This is a genomic window from Rhizobium sp. N621, from assembly GCF_001664325.1.
GTDB classification, from domain to species: Bacteria; Pseudomonadota; Alphaproteobacteria; order Rhizobiales; family Rhizobiaceae; genus Rhizobium; species Rhizobium esperanzae.
The window spans coordinates 1,115,290-1,132,382 of sequence record NZ_CP013495.1; the positions used below are offsets into that span (position 1 = coordinate 1,115,290).

Annotated in this window: 18 protein-coding genes and 1 pseudogene; 10 read left to right on the plus strand and 9 right to left on the minus strand. The window is 59.5% G+C overall.

Features of this window, described 5'->3' with window-relative positions; genetic code table 11:
- The first annotated feature begins 21 nt into the window (after window positions 1–21).
- Complete coding sequence (locus AMK00_RS05440) at window positions 22–705, plus strand: phosphatase PAP2 family protein (protein WP_064809806.1); 684 nt, start codon at window positions 22–24, stop codon at window positions 703–705.
- 826 nt (window positions 706–1,531) lie between these two features.
- Here the strand turns inward: AMK00_RS05440 and AMK00_RS05445 are convergent.
- Both AMK00_RS05445 and AMK00_RS05450 read right to left on the minus strand, forming a co-directional pair.
- Window positions 1,532–2,335, minus strand: a complete 804-nt coding sequence (locus AMK00_RS05445) for a heparin lyase I family protein (RefSeq protein WP_189637624.1) — start codon at window positions 2,333–2,335, stop codon at window positions 1,532–1,534.
- Window positions 2,336–2,506: 171 nt separating this feature from the next.
- The gene (locus AMK00_RS05450; RefSeq protein WP_064809808.1) at window positions 2,507–6,790 is read right to left on the minus strand and encodes a Calx-beta domain-containing protein; all 4,284 of its coding nucleotides are present in this window, start codon (window positions 6,788–6,790) and stop codon (window positions 2,507–2,509) included.
- 363 nt (window positions 6,791–7,153) lie between these two features.
- On the opposite strand from AMK00_RS05450, the gene AMK00_RS32865 reads away from it, so the two are divergent.
- Together AMK00_RS32865 and AMK00_RS32870 are read left to right on the plus strand one after the other, a co-directional pair.
- Window positions 7,154–7,681: a hypothetical protein gene (locus AMK00_RS32865; RefSeq protein WP_237350441.1), complete on the plus strand. Its 528-nt coding sequence runs from the start codon at window positions 7,154–7,156 to the stop codon at window positions 7,679–7,681.
- A 122-nt stretch (window positions 7,682–7,803) separates the two neighbouring features.
- Window positions 7,804–8,006, plus strand: a pseudogene (locus AMK00_RS32870) (antibiotic biosynthesis monooxygenase family protein); the annotation flags it as partial.
- A gap of 245 nt (window positions 8,007–8,251) precedes the next feature.
- Here AMK00_RS32870 and AMK00_RS05460 read toward each other — a convergent pair.
- The 6 genes from AMK00_RS05460 to AMK00_RS05485 all read right to left on the minus strand — a co-directional run bounded on the left by AMK00_RS05460 (window position 8,252) and on the right by AMK00_RS05485 (window position 11,114).
- Window positions 8,252–8,872 carry a glutathione S-transferase family protein gene (locus AMK00_RS05460; RefSeq protein ID WP_189637626.1) on the minus strand — a complete coding sequence of 207 codons (621 nt, stop codon included), beginning with the start codon at window positions 8,870–8,872 and terminating at the stop codon, window positions 8,252–8,254.
- The gene (locus AMK00_RS05465; RefSeq protein ID WP_064809809.1) at window positions 8,865–9,350 is read right to left on the minus strand and encodes an SRPBCC family protein; all 486 of its coding nucleotides are present in this window, start codon (window positions 9,348–9,350) and stop codon (window positions 8,865–8,867) included. Before AMK00_RS05465 ends, AMK00_RS05460 begins: the two co-directional genes overlap by 8 nt.
- Complete coding sequence (locus AMK00_RS05470; protein WP_064809810.1) at window positions 9,343–9,675, minus strand: ArsR/SmtB family transcription factor; 333 nt, start codon at window positions 9,673–9,675, stop codon at window positions 9,343–9,345. The genes AMK00_RS05465 and AMK00_RS05470 overlap by 8 nt, the downstream gene beginning before the upstream one ends.
- Window positions 9,676–9,866: 191 nt before the next feature.
- Window positions 9,867–10,283 carry a GFA family protein gene (locus tag AMK00_RS05475; RefSeq protein ID WP_064809811.1) on the minus strand — a complete coding sequence of 139 codons (417 nt, stop codon included), beginning with the start codon at window positions 10,281–10,283 and terminating at the stop codon, window positions 9,867–9,869.
- A 40-nt stretch (window positions 10,284–10,323) separates the two neighbouring features.
- Complete coding sequence (locus AMK00_RS05480; RefSeq protein ID WP_064809812.1) at window positions 10,324–10,788, minus strand: SRPBCC family protein; 465 nt, start codon at window positions 10,786–10,788, stop codon at window positions 10,324–10,326.
- Window positions 10,785–11,114, minus strand: a complete 330-nt coding sequence (locus tag AMK00_RS05485; protein WP_064809813.1) for an ArsR/SmtB family transcription factor — start codon at window positions 11,112–11,114, stop codon at window positions 10,785–10,787. Before AMK00_RS05485 ends, AMK00_RS05480 begins: the two co-directional genes overlap by 4 nt.
- 118 nt (window positions 11,115–11,232) lie before the next feature.
- Here AMK00_RS05485 and AMK00_RS05490 point away from each other — a divergent pair, with 118 nt between their 5' ends.
- From AMK00_RS05490 to AMK00_RS05510, 5 genes are all read left to right on the plus strand, one after another.
- Entirely contained in the window at window positions 11,233–11,610 is a 378-nt protein-coding gene (locus AMK00_RS05490) for a hypothetical protein (RefSeq protein WP_237350442.1), read from the plus strand.
- A 16-nt stretch (window positions 11,611–11,626) separates the two neighbouring features.
- The gene (locus AMK00_RS05495) at window positions 11,627–12,766 is read left to right on the plus strand and encodes a sialidase family protein (RefSeq protein WP_064809815.1); all 1,140 of its coding nucleotides are present in this window, start codon (window positions 11,627–11,629) and stop codon (window positions 12,764–12,766) included.
- A 117-nt stretch (window positions 12,767–12,883) separates the two neighbouring features.
- Complete coding sequence (locus AMK00_RS05500; protein ID WP_064809816.1) at window positions 12,884–13,450, plus strand: hypothetical protein; 567 nt, start codon at window positions 12,884–12,886, stop codon at window positions 13,448–13,450.
- The gene (locus AMK00_RS05505; RefSeq protein ID WP_064809817.1) at window positions 13,443–13,859 is read left to right on the plus strand and encodes a phage holin family protein; all 417 of its coding nucleotides are present in this window, start codon (window positions 13,443–13,445) and stop codon (window positions 13,857–13,859) included. The genes AMK00_RS05500 and AMK00_RS05505 overlap by 8 nt, the downstream gene beginning before the upstream one ends.
- A complete protein-coding gene (locus tag AMK00_RS05510) occupies window positions 13,859–14,869 on the plus strand; it encodes a DUF3618 domain-containing protein (RefSeq protein WP_064809818.1) in 1,011 nt (336 codons plus the stop codon). The genes AMK00_RS05505 and AMK00_RS05510 overlap by 1 nt, the downstream gene beginning before the upstream one ends.
- Window positions 14,870–14,942: 73 nt before the next feature.
- Here the strand turns inward: AMK00_RS05510 and AMK00_RS05515 are convergent, their stop codons facing one another.
- Window positions 14,943–15,131, minus strand: a complete 189-nt coding sequence (locus AMK00_RS05515; protein ID WP_064809819.1) for a hypothetical protein — start codon at window positions 15,129–15,131, stop codon at window positions 14,943–14,945.
- Between the two features lie 551 nt (window positions 15,132–15,682).
- On the opposite strand from AMK00_RS05515, the gene aac(3) reads away from it, so the two are divergent.
- Window positions 15,683–16,486, plus strand: a complete 804-nt coding sequence (aac(3), locus tag AMK00_RS05520; RefSeq protein WP_064801034.1) for an aminoglycoside 3-N-acetyltransferase — start codon at window positions 15,683–15,685, stop codon at window positions 16,484–16,486.
- A gap of 134 nt (window positions 16,487–16,620) precedes the next feature.
- A complete protein-coding gene (locus tag AMK00_RS05525) occupies window positions 16,621–16,953 on the plus strand; it encodes a hypothetical protein (protein WP_011424430.1) in 333 nt (110 codons plus the stop codon).
- Window positions 16,954–17,093: the final 140 nt, after the last annotated feature.

Sequence of the window (17,093 nt, forward strand, 5' to 3'; positions counted from 1 at the left end):
AGGAAATTGGCTGGCTTCTCAATGATGAATAGTCTCGACACCTTCGTGATGAAGCTGATGGGTCAGTATTCATCGAAGTCGATTACAGCGAATAAGTTAATTATTCATTTTCTTGACTTGAACACTGTAAAATTTCTGATCTTGTTTATATTATTGTGGTTTCTATGGTTTTCTCGAAATAAGTGGAAGCCGGTTGTTGTCGAATGCATCATCGACATGTTCTTCGGAATTGGCATATCGCGATTTACACAACTGTTTCTGCCAGAGCGTATCAGGCCGCTGCATTCAGGCAATCCCGACTTCGTGCTGCCTTTGGGCGTTGATCCGAAAGCGCTTGAGCATTGGAGTTCCTTCCCCAGTGACCATGCCGCGCTGACCTTCGCGGTATCGACAACGATGTGGCGCGCATCCCGACCGCTTGGTGCGGCCTGCTTCTTCTGGTCGACGTTCGTGATTTGCCTGCCGCGCATCTATGCTGGCTATCATTATGCGACGGACATCCTGGGTGGCGCTTTTGTGGGCGCGTGCACAGCCCTTGTGGTTGCGCGCCCCCTCCAGAAGCTATTGATGCCGTCTGTGCTAACGGTTGAGGAGCGCTTTCCAGGTTTGTTCTTCTCTGGTTTCTTTGTCATATCCTATGAATTTGTGACGCAGTTCGACGAGCTGCGGCTCGTCGGAAGGGCCATTCAACACCTCATCTCGTGATTGTTCGACGTGCTCGGATAAACGGCACATAGAGGAAGCTTGGGCGGCGGGCTGGCGAAAATCGAAATCGTAGCAAGCGGAGATTGGCCTAATTAAGAAGGCCGAAGGTCAGTTCAACTATCTCCAACGCCGTAGCGACTGAGCCAGATCGTATCAAGGTTCACCCGCGGCCTCATGGCGCCGTTTCCGTTTGAGGCGCCATCAAACGGGGACGCGTCCAGCTCGCGAGTTCGACGGGACAACCTCGATCCACAGTGAGTATGACAGCAGACATTTAAGTCGCTGCTAATGCTCCCCATCTAATGCTGCGCCGGTCGGGTTCTTCGTCCGGCGTAGCGGCGTGCTCCTGCGTTCATGGATGGTGCAGTTGAGCCGCCGCACTTCTTTCTCAACGGAAGCCGAAGAAGCTCAGGATAGCGAGCACGATGACGACTGCGCCGACGAGCCAGATCAAGTTATTCACGTGGAATCTCCTTCAATGGAAATGAGCGAGGTTGCAAGCACATAATGTTTGGCGGCGGCTCATGTTCCAATATCCACAATGCCTGGCACTGCCTCCCAAGACTTCCCGTTTCGGGGGCTCAACCTAACCCTCGTGGGAGACACCATTACAGTAACCCGGTGTTCCGCTCCCACGTTGTTGGCTGCCCTGATCTGTGATCGGCTTTCCATGGATGAGCGGGGAGTTTCTCGATGGAGAGTACATTGGAGGTTCTCACGACCAGGAAGCCTGGACGTGAGGCTCACCGGCATTGGCCTTCGTGCATTTCAGCTCCGCAAGCTTCGTTGTTCGCGGAGCCGTCCCATCGCCGTCGATCCTGCTGAACTACTTCCAAACGAGAGCCTCACGCGATTTCGCCATACTGACGTAGCGATAATAGACCGTCGCGGGCACTACCAATTTGGTGCCAGTCGTGCAGCACAGGTAGTTGCCGAAAAGAAAGTAATTTAGCTTATCGCATGAAAAACAGGTAATGCCCTGATAGTCCACGACCTGCTTCCCATCCAGAAACATCAAGAAGCGTCCGTCGCCTTCGCTGGTCCATCGAACAAAGAGTTCGAAACGGTGCCAAGCGCCCGCCAGTTCCCTGATCGGGGCGACGCGCATGTCAAAAAGGTCAATACAGTCACCGCCGAACTGGGTCATCTGCTTCCCGCTTGGCTTTTCCATACTCCATGAAAGGAATTGGTCGTTGCTATGGGGATTGGTGGTCAGGGCCACGAGTTGGCATTGGTCCTGATCCTTGAATTCGACGAATATCTCGTGACCTCTTACCTGCTTCGAACCAATCGGAAAGTCGGGCACGAAATACATGTCCCAACCATACCATGCCTCCTTGGGTTGCTTGGCCTTGCGTCCTTGCTGAACCGTCGCGCGAGCCGACTGTTGCTCGCAGTCGTCCCGCACGCACGGGCCTGGGTTGATCGAAAACTTGAACACCTTGGCCGCGTTGTACTGATCCAGCGGGTCTTTCACCATAGTAAAGCCGCCCGGCTGATTGCGCTCCGTCGTAACTCTAAACGGGTGGGTGAAGCCAGGAACTTTAAATGTCCTTTCCGCACCGAATGAAAGATTTGCTGAAAGAACGGGCAGAAGTACTGCTATTAGGATTTTGCGGAGGAAGTTCAATATCCCAATATCCTTGAACCCTGAGCTTGACCGATTAGCTCTCAGCGGCATCACCAACCTCCCTCATTATCTCGGCATCCTTCAACTAGACGACTTCAGCGGTGCCAGCGGCACACCGCTTACCGACGACCGAATGATCCGTGCCATCAATCCCATCCTGAATGCTATGGCTCAAGTCGGTGTCAACAGGTTCGCGCCGGTCGGCACGTTGGGGTCTGCCCAGCGACGGATGGTGCCGGTGCCCAAATCAGCAGCGTAAAGCCAGCCGTCCGGTCCCTTCTCGATGTCTACCAAATAGGGGACGTTCGTGTCGAAGACCTGTACGTTCGTGATCTGCCGGCTTGCGTTCATTGTTGCGGTGTAGACATTGCCGTTGACAAGATCCGCAAACATCAGGGTGGCGTCGTTGTAGAAGTCCCCGACCGTGATCGCAGTGGCGTTGTCGGGCGCGCCGTGGCTTCTCGATAGCAGAGGAAAAACAGCAGCCTGATCGGAAGGACTGTTTCGGTTCCCATTGTTGTAGAAGCTGATCGCCTGAGGGAGATCCTGGTAGCCGCCCGTTCGGCCAGGACCTTCCAGATACGGCCAACCGAAATTGGATCCTGCGGGGCCGGTATTGATTTCCTCCCAACTGTTCCAGCCGACATCTCCGAGCACGGGCAAGTTGGTCACCGGATCGAAGGTGAAGCGATAGGCGTTGCGCACGCCGGAATAGAATACCTTGGACTGATTGCTGTTCGGATCTGCGGGGTCATAGAAGGGGTTCCCCGGAACGCCCGCGCCGGTCATGGGATCTATCCTCAGGACCTTGCCGGACAGATTGTGATTGTCTTGAGCGCGAACCGTACGAGGGTCCATGAAATTGTATGACGTACCGTCTCCGTTGCTGAAGTACAGCATGCCGTCGGGCCCGAAATGGAGAGCTCCATTGGAATGGGAGTCACTGTCCGTCGCCAGATAGTCCCGAATATTCTGGTTCTGGATTCCGGCGCGATCTGGGTCGTTGTCCTGCGTTCCCACCTCGATCAGGCTTGCAGGGGCGGTAATGGTGGTGCCGTTGACGATGCCGGACGGCGGTATGTTCACAGCGCCGGTACTGTCGAGATCCGGTCGGCTGGTGAATGCCCAGGTGCTATTGGTACCGGCCAGCACGACCATGCTGGCCGGATCGGCGATCATCGTGTTGGGGTTGACCGTAAGCCGAACGAGGCGAGAAGGACGGTTCCCTTTGGTATCCGGTCCCGCCAGGCCAGTTCCATTCGCGGTTTCCGGCGGATCGTAAGTGTAGAGCAGATAGACGTATGGATTTGCCGCGAAGTTCGGATGAATTGCCAGCCCCAGCATCCCCCGATCTCCGGGCGTATAGTTGACCTGGCTGGACAAATCGACAAGCGGCGTCGATCGCAGCGTGCCGTTGTCCACCAACCGCACAATGCCGTTCTGTTGCGCGACAACCATATAGCGGCCATCGGGGGTCCAATCCAAGGCCGTTGGCTCGGTCAAGCCGGTCACGACGGTCTGTCGGACCAGATTGCCGAGGTTGCTGTCGTCGTCCAGGATGTTGACGGTCGCGGTCGCCTGGCTCCCCAGGACAGCACCTGTCGGGTTGCTCAAGTTTACAGTGAAGCTTTCGTTGCTCTCGGCCGTCGTGTTGTTGAGCAGCGGAATAGAAATGGTCTGGATCGCTTGCCCTGCGGCAAAGGTGAGCACGCCCGTTGTTGCCGTATAATCGGAGCCCGCGATCGCGCTGCCATTGCTCGTTGCATATGCAACGCTAGCCGTGGCATCGATGTTTCCGCTGCGCTGAACCGTGATAGTGGCAGCGGCGGCCGCCTCCGACAAGGTGATGACCGGATTGCTGACGGAGATGGTGGGTGCGGAATCGTCGTCGACGATCGAGACGAGAACAGTCCGCGGCGCTGCCAGGGAGCCACCGGGCCCGGGATTCTGGATGCCGACAGAAAATGTCTCGGTCCCTTCGGCATCGGGGTCGTTGACGATCGGGATGGCAAACGTCTTGCTGCTCTCGCCATCCGCGAAAACAACCTGCCCGGTATTCGCGCGGCCATTGAAGGTCGGCGGCGTATAGTCCGCTCCAGCCTGTGCCGCTCCGGCTCCGCCGATCTCGTTGGTCGTGTACTCCAGTGTCAGCTGCCCGCTCGTGCTGCCTGTGCGAACGACGGTGATTGTTGCAGCGCCGGCTGATTCACTGACGAAGATGGTGTTGTTGTCCCGCAACGCAACGCTCGATCCAGCAGAAAACACGACATCGCGGAAGTAGTTTTCGTTCTGATAGACGAGGGCTGGAAACGTGCCGATGGTTTCGTTGTAGACACCGGCGCCGACTGGGGCGGTCAATCCGCCATTGCTGATCGGGTTGGCGAAGCCGTTCGAAGTCAGCGAATAGTAGCTGTTGGCATTGACCGAGACGACATAGGTGGTGCCCGCACTGATGACCAGCGGGCTTGCCAAAGTCTGCTGTTGCCAGCCTGAGGCTGTCTCATTGGTGAAGGTGACGCTTGCCAGCTGCTGCCCGGTAGCCGACCAGATGCGGCCGACATGCGTGCCGGTCTCGCTGGGGGCCTTGTAATAGCGGACCGCCTGGATCGAACCGGTATTGCTGCTGACGAAGCGCATCCCGACTTCCCAGTCCACTCCGGGTCCGTCGGTGAAGTTGGGTTGGGCTGGCGTCTGGGTGGTGAAGAGGCTGACGGGGCTGGAGCTTACGGATGTAATCGGCGCAGTCGCCGCGCTCACGATGTTCTCGCCAGTGCCAAGCAGGTCGGTATAAGTGGCATTGACCCGCACGCGCTTGCCGACGAGACTGCTGCCCAGTGTCAGGCTTTGCCCGCCCGCGACGTCACTCCACGTACTGCCGTTGTCGCTGCTCTGCCACAGATAGCTGACGCCTGTTGCCGGCAGGCCATCGATGTCACTGAGGCTGGCGGTCAAGGTCTGGCCCTGGCTCGCTATGCCATTGATCGAGATCACGCCGGGATCATTGACATTGGCGACTGCCGAGGGCGTCGCCGGGCTGGTGACATTCTCGCTGTTGCCCAGGTTGTCGATGTAACTGGCTGTTGCCCGCACGAAATTGCCGACCTGGGCCTGCTGCAGGGTCAGCGTATTGGCAGTCGCTCCGCCGATATTGCTCCACGTGGTGCCGTTGCTGCTCTGCTGCCACTGATAGGTCACCGATCCCGGCACACCGTCGGCGTCGGTGACAGCGGCCGTCAACACCTGACCTTGCGTCGCCGTCCCGCTGATGCCAAGCACACCCGGATGGTTGTTGGCACTGGCAATCGCTGCGGTCGACGTGCTCACCCGGTTGGTTTCGACACCACCCAGCTGATCGGTGTAAGTGGTCCTCACACGGACTTGCCTGCCCACCTGCGCCGCCTGGAGTGTCCAGTTCGGACCGGTGGCTCCGGCGATGTCGGTCCAGGTCGTCCCGATCAGCTGCTGCCAGCGATAGGTGATCGACACGTTGGCGAGTCCATCGAGGTCGGTAACGGCAGCGGTCAGGGCTTGGCCTTGAACGGGCGCACCGGTGATCGTCGCCACGCCTACGTCGTTCACGTTGGCGACTGCCGCCGTCGGACTGCTGGCGACCGTCTCGTTGTTACCAAGGGCATCGGTGTAGGTGGCGGTCGCTCGAACCTGCTTCCCAACCAGCGCTTGCTGCAGGCTGAGTGTTTTCGCAGTGGCACCGGCAATGTTGCTCCACGTGCCGCCGCCGTTGCTGCTTTGCTGCCATTGGTAAGCGACGATGGTCCCGGAGGGGAGCCCGTCGACATCAGTAACGCCCGCCGCAATCGTCCGATTTTGAGTTGCGGCCCCGATGATGGAGATGACGCCAATGTCGTTGCCGGCAGGATTACTCGCGACGATCGGGGATGTCGCCAGGCTGGTTCGATTGTTTTCGGTTCCTCCCGACTGATCGGTATAGGTTGCCTGGACGCGGACTTGCCTGCCGACCTGCGCTGCCTGAAGCGTCCACGTTGAACCGGTGGCGCCCGCGATGTTGCTCCAGGTGTTTCCGATCAGTTGCTGCCAACGATATGTGATCGACACGTTGGCGAGCCCATCCAGATCCGAGACCGCGGCGGTTAGGGCTTGGCCTTGCACGGGTGTACCGCTGATCGTGACCACGCCGATATCGCTCACGTTGGCGACGGCGGCATTGGTGGTGCTGGCAGCCAGTTCCTGGTTACCCAAAGCATCGGTGTAAGCAGCGGTTACCCGCACCCGCTTTCCGACTTGAGCTTGCTGCAAGGTCAGGGCGGCTGTGGCCGCACCTGTTATGTTGCTCCACGTGGCACCGTTATCGCTGCTCTGCTGCCACTGATAGGTAATGATCGTCCCTGACGGCAATCCATCAACATCCGTGACATTTGCCGCCAATGTCTGATTCTGAGTCAGAGTCCCGCTGAGAGAAACAACGCCCTGCGCCATCACACGCTACCTCCGCATCAACCTGTCAATGTTGTCTGCTAAGTCGTCGAGGCGTGGCGGCGGGAGTCCAGTGTCCCGCATTTTCCCACGCGCGCTGAACTCCACTGGGCGGACTATGCTCCGATCTTTTGAATTTTCCAGTAGCTCTTTGTTGGTAGCACTCTGTCAACCTCACACGCCCCAAGTGCGCTGGAGCTCAGTTGCAGCTGGCAAATGGATGCGGACGACGCGGCTTTTGCTATGCGCCAATAAGGTCGAGGCTTTCGTGGCTCTGCTTCGGCAACAGTGGTTGGCTGGGCCGCTGTCTTGCTTTCTCCACCATGCAAACTACGCTGCCGACAGGGTGATTTGGGGATTGACTGCATGCGTTTCATTTCAGCTTTGGCGATTGCAATTATATCGAGCCACGGGGGAGTGGTTGCGTGCCCTCTTGATGACACCTTGAAGCTGTGCGTGCTGAATGGCAGAAGTCAGGTTGCCCTGCACGATGGCGTCGGTCGCGGTGATTGGAAGGTCGAAGCCATTTCTTCTCCCGTCAATGCAATCTCAGAGCCTCGAACGAGCAGCGAGGTTTACACGATGCCAAATGGGCAGCGGTTCTCGATGTTGTATCGGGACTTCCAAAAATTCTTTTCTGCCACCTGCTCGCTCGATTACTTACAAGGTCTGGCAGAAAACCGATTGAGTTGTTCCAACGCGGAGCTTGAAGCCTTCGAGGCGGGGCTCTCCGCAGCTTCGCTGGGCCGGATAACGAAAGAGCGCAGGCAAAGCGGCACGGCCTATTTGATCGAAGGCCAAAATAACTGGCTGGCGGTGATCGTCGCACAGGACGCCAACCGTAAAGAGATTTTGAATACCTGGGTCGAGATCTCGGTCGTCAAAGAACCTTAGAACTTGCCAGAGGCGGCAATGGTGCACGCGCCTTCATCGGGCGGGCGCATACTGTGTATCGACAGAAGATCCACCCGCCCTCCGTCGTCCTCGGGGCTTGACCCGAGGACTCACGCCGGCCCTTCGAAAGCGCCCGCCGTGCGGACAGCTTCGGCATCATCAACTCTTATTGGAGAGACGAAGAAAGCATCCGGGCATGGAAAGCGGTTGTCGATCACGTCGAAGCGCAACGCCGGGGCCGGGCAGACTGGTACACGCGTTATGAAATTCGTGTGGCGCTATCGTTGGAAGAGCTTATGGATTCGAAGCCGATCCACCGGGATGATCTTCGCCCTCAGACTCCCGTTCATGACGGGATTCAGGGCCGTTTCCTTCCAGCGCTTCCACGAAACGGATCGCGTCACCGACCATGCCATCGTTGAAGATATCGTTGCGGCGTGATGTGCTCGGCGCAGCGGCAATATATGCACAAAGTGTTGCTGCAGAGAAGAGGTCGAGACGACGATCGTCCTCAACAAGACTCGGCGGTAACGCCTCTCACGCTCACAACAATTCCTTCACTCATCCCTCTCAGGCTGGGAAAGGGTTTTGCCACGCATCCAGTTCTTCAAGCCGTGCGTACCACTTCTGGATATGCCGGAATTCGGCGAGTGGTATGTCGGCAGCGGTTGCATAAGGAAGTGCGGCTGCCAGTGCGAAATCGGCAACGGTCAGTGTCTTGCCGACGGCGACGCTGTTGGCGGCCAGATGATCGTCGAGCACCCGCCCATGGAGCCGAAAACTCGTCTTCGCGTCTTCAATCACGGCGAGGTCGGGCTTCCCGCCGAACAACGGCTTGATCAAACTTTCAAACCACAGCGTTGCCCCGTGCCGGGTGAAATGGCTGGCATCCCAGCTCAACCAGCGCAGCACGTCGATCTGCCGGTGATCATGCGGCCAGAAATCCGATGCGACCGTGTCGGACAACCTGCACATGATGGCGTTCGCTTCCCATAAGGTTCCGGCATCCTCATGCAGCACCGGGACTTTGCCGTTCGGGTTCAGCGACAGGAATTCCGCGGTGCGCTGCTCTCCGCTGGCCAGGTCAACCCTGACGAACTCGACGTCGGCTTGAAGAAAACGAGCGGCGGCGCAGGCCTTGCGCGGATTGAGCGTCTCGCAATAGTAGAGCTTCATCGCCGCCTTACGCATGATTTTGCCCTTCGGAGTCGACTCCGAGAAAAAAGTTCAATCGCTCGAAACTTTGCGACCAACCGGATTCGTGACCCTCAAGGGACGATGCGCTGGCAAATCCACTCTGCCGAAAAGTCATTTCCGTGCCTCCTTCGCTTTCCGTGAAGGTGATGGTGACGATCGTTTCGGGGCTGGTTTCGCCGGTTCCGGTCTCCCAGGCATGGGTGAAGACAAGCCTGTGCGGCGGCTCGACCTCCAGATATTTTCCGCCGACCCAATGCTCCTCTCCATCCGGTGCAATCAGACAGGCGCGGTGTCTGCCGCCGGGCCAGGCTTCCAGTTTGTCGCCCACCGCCTTGAAACCGTGAGGACCACACCATTGCGCCAAGGCTTTCGGGTCGGTCCATGCCTTGAAAACGAGATCGCATGGGGCATCGAACCTTCGCACGAGAACCAACTCATGGCTGTTGTCGCTGGCGGTCTCTGCATCAGTCATTTTCGTTTCCTTGTATCTTGGACAGATAGTCATCGAGACGATCGAAGCTTTCATCCCAGAAGCGTCGGTAATCGGCGACCCAATCCGCAATTGTCTTCAAGGCTGCCGGCTCGAGGACGCGGGGACGCGAATTCGCTTCCCGGCCAGAGCGGATCAAGCCGGCCTGTTCCAGGACCTTCAGATGCTTTGAGATGGCGGGCTGAGACAGCTCGAAGGGATCGGCAAGCTCGGCGACAGTCGCCTTGCCGTTGGCGAGCCGCGCGAGAATTGCTCTCCGTGTGGGGTCGGAGAGCGCAGAGAAAATCGCATCAAGCCTGTCGTCCATGCATCACCAATTAGCTATATAGCCAAATGGATATATTCTGTACGGCGAAATGTCAAAGACAATTTTGCGCTGGATCGGCAATGACGGAAGAAACTCGACCCCTGGTGGGCAATCAATAAGGTCGTGAGCGGAACTTTCCCCGCTCGCGACCGAGCACCCGCGAGCACCATTTTGCGTGCGCTGCGCCAGCCTTACATCGGCGGCATCTTTTCGAAGTTCGGCACATCCGGGTCGACCCGATCCCAGGCGAGGCCGTGCACGGTGTAGGTTGCCATTTGCGGCTGATATCGCTCGGGCTCATCGAGACTGGCGGCGTGGATGGTGAAGAAATCGGGCATGTAGGAGAAAGTCAGATAAACCGGCGCGCCGCAGGCCGGGCAGAAGCCGCGGGTTTTGACGTTGCCGTTGTCGGCGATCATCTGCCAGTGGCTGGCCTCGCCTTCGAGCTTCACCGCCTGCCGGCTCGGGAAGGTCAGATAGGATCCGTGGCCGGTGCCGCTCGTTCTCTGGCAGTCGCGGCACTGGCAGTCGTTCATCGCGATCGGCTCGGCGGCGATCTCGTAATGAATGGCGCCGCAGGCGCAGCCGCCGGTATAGGGCTTGCTCATTGCTTTCTCCTGAACAATTGGTGATGTGGCTGGCGCCGGCTCAGTCCTCGCCGCCGGCGAGGGCGCCGATATTCTTCACGACCTTCTTCCAGCCTTCGCCCATCTTCCGGTAGGCCGTTTCATTTTTCGGCAGCACGAAGCCGGAATGGACGAGGCGCAGCCGGGTGCCGTTTTCGGCTCTGGCAAGGATGAAAGTGACGACGGTATCGAGCGGCGAGCCGTAGCCGGTATTGCCCGCATGCCCGCCTTTCCAGGCATAGGTGAGACGCTCGTTCGGTTTTACCTCGAGCACCTCACAGTGAATGGTGCCATCCCAGTCGCCGGCCGGCGTCGTCTGATAGGTGAAGCGCTTGCCCTCGATCGGCTCGAAACCGGCCGGCATCATCAGCCAACGGCCCATCAGTTCGGCCGTGGTCAGCGTTTTCCAGATCGTCTCCGGCGCGTGCGGAAACACTTCCTCGACGACGATTTCCTGCGTGTCGGGCTTCAATGCGGTGTCGGTCATGGATCGATTTCCTTCAGCAAGGTTCTGAGATCGGCAAAACGCTCGCGCCAGAAGGTGCCGTAATGGCTCATCCAGTCGACAAGCGGCGCGAGCCCCTCGGGCTCGGCGCGGTAATAGACATTGCGCCCCTCGGGGCGCTCTGCCACCAGGCCCGCCTGCTTCAGCGCCTTGAGGTGCTGGGAGACAGCGCCTTGTGTGACGGTGCTCGCCCGCGTCAGTTCGACGACGGTGATCTCCTTGGAGAGGACGATCTGCTCGAACACGGTCCGTCGGGTGGGATCGGCAAGGGCGCGCATGATGGTGGTGATGGGGGCGGTCTCGATCATGAAGAAATCAATAGCGCGGACTAATTGATTAGTCAAGACTAATTGGTGTCTGGGCCGGAAGGCGATGCCCGTTGTTTGATCAGCCCTATGACGGCACCTTGCGTCTGCGCTCGCCAGCGTGATCGCACCAGATTTCGAGCCGGGCCGGAACCTCGTCAGACCTGCGAAGTTTGCGAAACGAGGAGAATTCCACGTGCATTTGATACAATTGTTTATTCCGGCAGCGCCGCGAGCGGCGATCGACATCGAAGGCATTATCGCGGCAATTCAGCGCGAGATGACGGAGCGCCATCGCGGGGTGACGGCATATCTCAATTCCCCCGCAAGAGGGCTCTGGTCCAATGATGAGGGCACTGAAGAAGATACCGTCATTGTGATCGAAGTCATGGTGGGCAGTCTCGATCGGGTGTGGTGGCGCCAATACCGGCGCGAACTCGAACAGCTGCTTGGCCAGGATGAACTGCTCGTGCGGGCACTTCCGGTCGAAACGCTCTGACCGCCTGGAAGCCTCCATGGACATGCAATTGCTCCATCTTGAAATCTACCGCAGACAGGATGAGTTCGCGGCCTGGCCGGCAAATTATGGTCTCTGGTCCTGGGGTGACGAAATCGTCGTCGTCTTCGCGCGCGGCAAACTCGGAGCGAAGGGGGAATTGCACGAACTGGACCGTGATTATCCATTCGTACCGTGGCAGGCACGCAGCCTGGACGGCGGACTGACATGGATGGGCGAGCCGTTCTGCGGCCACGTCCCGGGTGGGCTCTCGCTTTCGGCCGACGAGCACCTGAACGCCGATCTCAAGATTCGTCCCCATCTGTCGGTCCGTGATGACCTCGGCGTTCTGGATGAACCCATAGACTTTCTCGATCCCGAGACGATCGTGATGTGCGCCAGAACCGATGTGCAGGGTGATGCTGTCAGCTGGTTCTATGTCAGCCGGGATCGATGCCTGACATGGCAGGGTCCGTATCGTTTCACCGGTTTGCATCTTCCGATCTCGGCGCGCACCGATATCGTTCCTCTTGGCAAAGACCATGCGCTCTTCATGCTCAGCACCTCCAAAGAGGACGGTGCGGAAGGCAGAGTGTTCTGCGCGCGCACCGCAGACGGCGGGCGCAGCTTCGTCCTTCAAGGCTTTGTCGGCCCCGAACCTGAGGGCTATTCGATCATGCCGGCCTCGACGGCACTTTCCGGCGGCGCCATGCTGACCTTGACGCGCTGCATGGGGAGGGGAGGTGGCAAGGGCTGGATAGAAGCCTTCACCTCCCACGACGAAGGGAAGACCTGGACGCGGAAAGGCTGCATCGTCGACGACACGGGCAGCAATGGCAATCCGCCAGCGCTCGGACGGATCGAAGGCATGCTACTCGTCGTCTACGGCTACCGTGATCCGCCATTTGGTATCCGGATGCGCATGAGTTTGGATGACGGCCAGACATGGGGCGCCGAGAAGGTCATCCGGAGCGATGGCGGCACGGCTGATCTCGGTTATCCCAGAATAGTAAAACGCGGTGAGGGATCCCTGCTCGCCGTCTACTACTTCAACGATGGCGACAGGGAGGAGCGTTACGTCGCAGCGTCTATTGTCACGCCCGCCAAAGATCAACAAGGAGCCGAGGACGGCGCTGCTTCATTGCAGTCGCAGTTGTGAGCCCCATCCTGTCATTCATGGGTCGAAGAGGAACGTTTCAAGCGCGTTCGGGGAACAAAGCGGGGAACCTGTGGTTCGGGGCCGCGGCAGTCGCCGCCACGATATGGGAGGTTAGACATGCAAAACGATTTCACAGATCCGGCAGGAGGAAGCGCATCGGCGCAGACACCGTCCTCATCCCCAGGTTTCGGTTCTTCGCCGGGGACGCGCACGTCCATTTCCGATCTGGAAGCGAAGGTGAGCGAAGATGTTTCCGCCGCCAAGGAAACAATCAAGGAAGGCGCCGACACTGCCGTCGAGAAGGCCAAGGAAGTCATTTCCGAACGCACCAGCTTCGCTGCACGCCAGGTCGGCGGCGTTGCAACGGCACTTGAGAAAGCGGGCGCCGAAATGGAAAGCTCCGGTCAGGCAGAGGTCGGACGATACGCCAGGCAAATCGGGCGGAGCGTGCGCACTGTCGCTCGGCGGATGGAAGGCAAGGACATCGGCGAAATCGCCACCATGGCCGAGGATTTCGGGCGCAAGCAACCGCTCGCCTTTCTCGGGTTAGCCGCACTTGCCGGCCTGGCGGCAAGCCGCTTCCTGACAGCCTCCGCGAAAAGGCAAACAGCTGCCGCGCCGCGTGAGCCGTCGATTGGCCTCCGCCCCGGCACCGCAACGACCGGAGGCGAAAACAATGGCTAAATCTTCAGAGAACACACCCCTCTCCGAGCTCGTCAGTGGCCTCGTTGGTGATGTCACCGGCCTGCTTCGCAAGGAAATCGATCTTGCCAAGACGGAGGCTTCGGAAAAACTTTCGCAGGCGCTCAGCGGCGTGGAGATTCTCCTGTTCGGCTTGGTCCTGGCAATCGGGGCGGTCGGCGTGCTGCTGAGTGCCCTTGTCGGCGGTCTCGCGGCCTTCCTCGTGACACAGGGATTTACCGAAACCACTGCCAGTGCGCTCGCCTCGCTGATCGTCGGCATCATCATCGCGGGCATCGCGTGGGCATTGGTCTCCCGGGGCCTCGCCGCACTTCGCGGCAACAACTTGACACTGGATCGAACCGCAACCTCGCTTCGCCGCGACGTTGATGTTGTGAAGGACAAAATCTGATGGAAAACTCAATGGAGAAAACATCGGCCGAGCTTCAGCGGGAGATCGACCAGGACCGCCGCCGGATAGGAGACCGGATTGACGCGATCCAAGAACGAATGTCGCCGGGCCAACTCATCGATGAGGTCATCGCATACGCCAAGGGAAGCGGCGGCGCAGAGTATGTCAGCAATCTTGGCCACGCGCTCAAGGCGAACCCTCTGCCGGTCGCGCTGATGGGCGTGAGCCTCGCCTGGCTCATGGCAAAAGGCAGTCCGTCATCAGGTGACTCGGCGACCTGGAGGGAGGATCCTGAATATCCGCTTTATCCGGCGACCGGCCAAGTCCGCAGGATTGGTCCGCCGGCAATGGAAAACGGAGCGCGTTACAGCCATTTTGCCGACGAATCCGGCAAGAGGTTGAAGGCATTGACAGACGAAACAGGAGGTCGTGCCGGCCATTTCATGGACGAGGCGGGCAAGACCTATCGTGGCTTCGCCGACGCCAGCGGAAAACAGATCAGCCAGATCACCGACGAGACTGGTGCAATGCTCGACGCGGCAACCGGCTGGGCGGCGGAGAAATGGGAGCAGGCGAAAAGCGCCGCGAGCGACCTCAGCGCCCGTGCCTCAGGCGCGGCGAGCTCGCTGTCGAGCCGATCCTCTTCGGCGGCGACCAGTCTTCAGGAGCAAACGAGCAAACTCAACGAGGCGATCCTCACCCATTTCCGCGACCAGCCGCTAGTCGGCGGTGCTCTGGCTTTCGCGGTCGGTGCAGCAATCGGCGCGGCGCTGCCCCATACCGACACCGAGGATGAGTTGGTCGGCGAAGCCGCAGATAGCGCTAGAGATAACCTCAGCCGTGAGACCCAGGATCTCGTCGCGCAGGGTAAAGAGGTCGCGTCGGAAGTGTATCACACGGCCGTGGACGTGGCGTCCGATACTCATGATGCCATCAAGGAACGCGTGGTGGATGAAGCCGACGCTTTCATAGATCGCAAGGATGGCCTCGGCGGAAGCGATCGGCAGTAGAGGATCCATCCCGGTCGGCCAGGAAAGGTTCCACGCGGAAAGAGGCGCTGTCTGACTGATCCGCTTTCCCGTCTCAGATGGCCGTCTGCATGAGGTATGACGATTTTTCGACGGGAAGCCGCGCGACAATTTTCATCACGTGCGTGGGAGCGACATCGGGAACAGAGCTTACTCGTCCGTCTTTGTAGAGCACCCGCAAGAGGCAGGTTTGGCTGTCGTAATCAAGTTCGGCGATCGTCTTTGAATGCACCGGGAATAGCATCTTCAGCTGCCTCCTTATGCAGCATGATCAAGATCAAAACAGGCCGAGCGCCGCCCACCCTGGAGGGGCAACGCTTGATCGGCCCTCACCATTGCGCCGGCCGGCGGTGCTGTCCGAAACGCGTTCCGATTCAGCCAAAATCTTGCTGGCGAAATCTCAGCAGAATCTAACCAGAGCCGCCGTCGAAATCGCGTGAAATCGGCGTGACACACGCTCCGCGGACATAGTGGCGCGAGGACACTAGGACAAGATGTAAGTGGCCGTATGGAACCCGGGCCATCGTGTGAGTGAAATGGTCTGCGGCACGCGCATCGGATGCCGGCCGAAAGTTCCCCGTGCCCTCGAGAAGGTCCGTCGATGCCATCAGCGGTGGAACTTGGCCTGCGGGGTTTGCTGCCCATGTTGAAAAATCAGCCCATCAGGTGCCCAGACCCGGGACGATCAGCGTCATCGATGACCATCAGGTTCATGTCCTTGTTGTTCTGCATGGTGTCCTGAAAGTCCGGACGGGGAGCGTTGACTCCAGGTCACGTCCTGACGATCGTTGGCCGATGACCGCTCCGCACTTTCACACCCGTCTCTCGCTCGCCAAGGATCTGGAGAAGCTCGGACTTCGCCTCGGCGACATGGTTATGGTGCATGCCGCCATGAGCAGGCTGGGGCGGTTGCTCAACGGTCCCGACATGTTCATCGATGCGCTGCGCGACGTCGTCGGCCCTTCAGGCACCATCGTCGCCTATACGGACTGGAACGGCGCCTATGACGAACTGCTCGACGAGAACCGCCGTGTTCCTTTCGAATGGCGCGACCATATCGCGCCTTTCGACCCCATGACCTCCCGGGCGATCCGCGACAATGGCATATTCCCGGAATTCCTTCGAACGACGGCAGGGGCGCGGCGCAGCGGCAATCCGGGCGCCTCGGTCGCGGCGATCGGCGCCAGAGCCGACTGGCTCACCGCCGACCACCCGCTCGATTACGGCTATGGCGAGGGCTCTCCGCTCGCCAAACTCGTGGCAGCCGGCGGCAAGGTCCTCATGGCCGGAGCCCCGCTCGACACGATGACCCTTCTCCACCATGCCGAGCACTTGGCTGAAATCCCGAACAAGCGCCTGCGCCGCTATGAAGTGCCCTTTGCCACGCCGGCCGGCGTGGTGTGGCGCATGCTCGAGGAATTCGACACCGGCGACCCGGTCGTGCCCGGGCTCGAAAGCGATTGCTTCGCCCGGATCGTCAGTGCCTTTCTCGCCGGCGGGCAGGGCGCACAGGGCCTGATTGGAGACGCGCCATCGGTGCTGGTCGATGCGGCTTCGATCTGCAGCTTCGCTGTCGCCTGGCTGGAGCATCACGCCTGAGCACGTTGAGCCGCTCCGCGTTGCGGTGGCAGGCTCCAGCTTTCTCCCCTGCGCCGGCTCCTCCGGCCTCACGGAACAAAATCCCGATGGCGATGTTGGTATGGCGATAAGCAACAAGGCCATGGGAGGAATCCATGCATAAGTCTCTTCAGTTCGTGTTGATCGGCCTGGCCTCCATGAGCGGCCTGACGATCGCACCAACGATTGCGGCCGCGCAGGATATGGAGCTGCGCATCGGCCCCGGAGGCGTCGGCGTCTACGACCGCGATCGCGATTACGACCGCTACGACCGCCGGGGGCCGCGCCGCTGCGATCCCGACGATGCGCTAGACATCGCCCGCAGCGAAGGCCTGCGCCGGGCCCGTATCGTCCGCATGTCGCCGCGCAGCATCGTCGTCGAGGGGATGACGCGCCGCGGGCCGGATCGGATGGTTTTCGCCAACCGGCGCGGTTGCCCGGAAATCTGACCGTGCCTTGAGACAGTCGAACAGTGCCACCGGCACGGGCCGTTCTGCCCGCCGGCGGGGAAGCTTTCCACGTGTGAACATTGCGCCCAATCAGCACTCCGGCCGGCGTGAACCCCCGGAGCACCACAGGAGGATTTCAT

Bases quoted from the DNA above. Each gene is read 5' to 3' on its own strand.
- AMK00_RS05475 (WP_064809811.1), bottom strand. From the start codon at position 10,283: ATGAGCAAGCCCTATACCGGCGGCTGCGCCTGCGGCGCCATTCATTAC.
- AMK00_RS05440 (WP_064809806.1), top strand. From the start codon at position 22: ATGATGAATAGTCTCGACACCTTCGTGATGAAGCTGATGGGTCAGTAT.
- AMK00_RS05500 (WP_064809816.1), top strand. From the start codon at position 12,884: ATGCAAAACGATTTCACAGATCCGGCAGGAGGAAGCGCATCGGCGCAG.
- AMK00_RS05510 (WP_064809818.1), top strand. From the start codon at position 13,859: ATGGAAAACTCAATGGAGAAAACATCGGCCGAGCTTCAGCGGGAGATC.
- AMK00_RS05465 (WP_064809809.1), bottom strand. From the start codon at position 9,350: ATGACTGATGCAGAGACCGCCAGCGACAACAGCCATGAGTTGGTTCTC.
- AMK00_RS32865 (WP_237350441.1), top strand. From the start codon at position 7,154: ATGCGTTTCATTTCAGCTTTGGCGATTGCAATTATATCGAGCCACGGG.
- AMK00_RS05480 (WP_064809812.1), bottom strand. From the start codon at position 10,788: ATGACCGACACCGCATTGAAGCCCGACACGCAGGAAATCGTCGTCGAG.
- AMK00_RS05505 (WP_064809817.1), top strand. From the start codon at position 13,443: ATGGCTAAATCTTCAGAGAACACACCCCTCTCCGAGCTCGTCAGTGGC.
- AMK00_RS05470 (WP_064809810.1), bottom strand. From the start codon at position 9,675: ATGGACGACAGGCTTGATGCGATTTTCTCTGCGCTCTCCGACCCCACA.
- AMK00_RS05485 (WP_064809813.1), bottom strand. From the start codon at position 11,114: ATGATCGAGACCGCCCCCATCACCACCATCATGCGCGCCCTTGCCGAT.
- AMK00_RS05450 (WP_064809808.1), bottom strand. From the start codon at position 6,790: ATGGCGCAGGGCGTTGTTTCTCTCAGCGGGACTCTGACTCAGAATCAG.
- AMK00_RS05515 (WP_064809819.1), bottom strand. From the start codon at position 15,131: ATGCTATTCCCGGTGCATTCAAAGACGATCGCCGAACTTGATTACGAC.
- AMK00_RS05525 (WP_011424430.1), top strand. From the start codon at position 16,621: ATGCATAAGTCTCTTCAGTTCGTGTTGATCGGCCTGGCCTCCATGAGC.
- AMK00_RS05460 (WP_189637626.1), bottom strand. From the start codon at position 8,872: ATGCGTAAGGCGGCGATGAAGCTCTACTATTGCGAGACGCTCAATCCG.
- AMK00_RS05495 (WP_064809815.1), top strand. From the start codon at position 11,627: ATGGACATGCAATTGCTCCATCTTGAAATCTACCGCAGACAGGATGAG.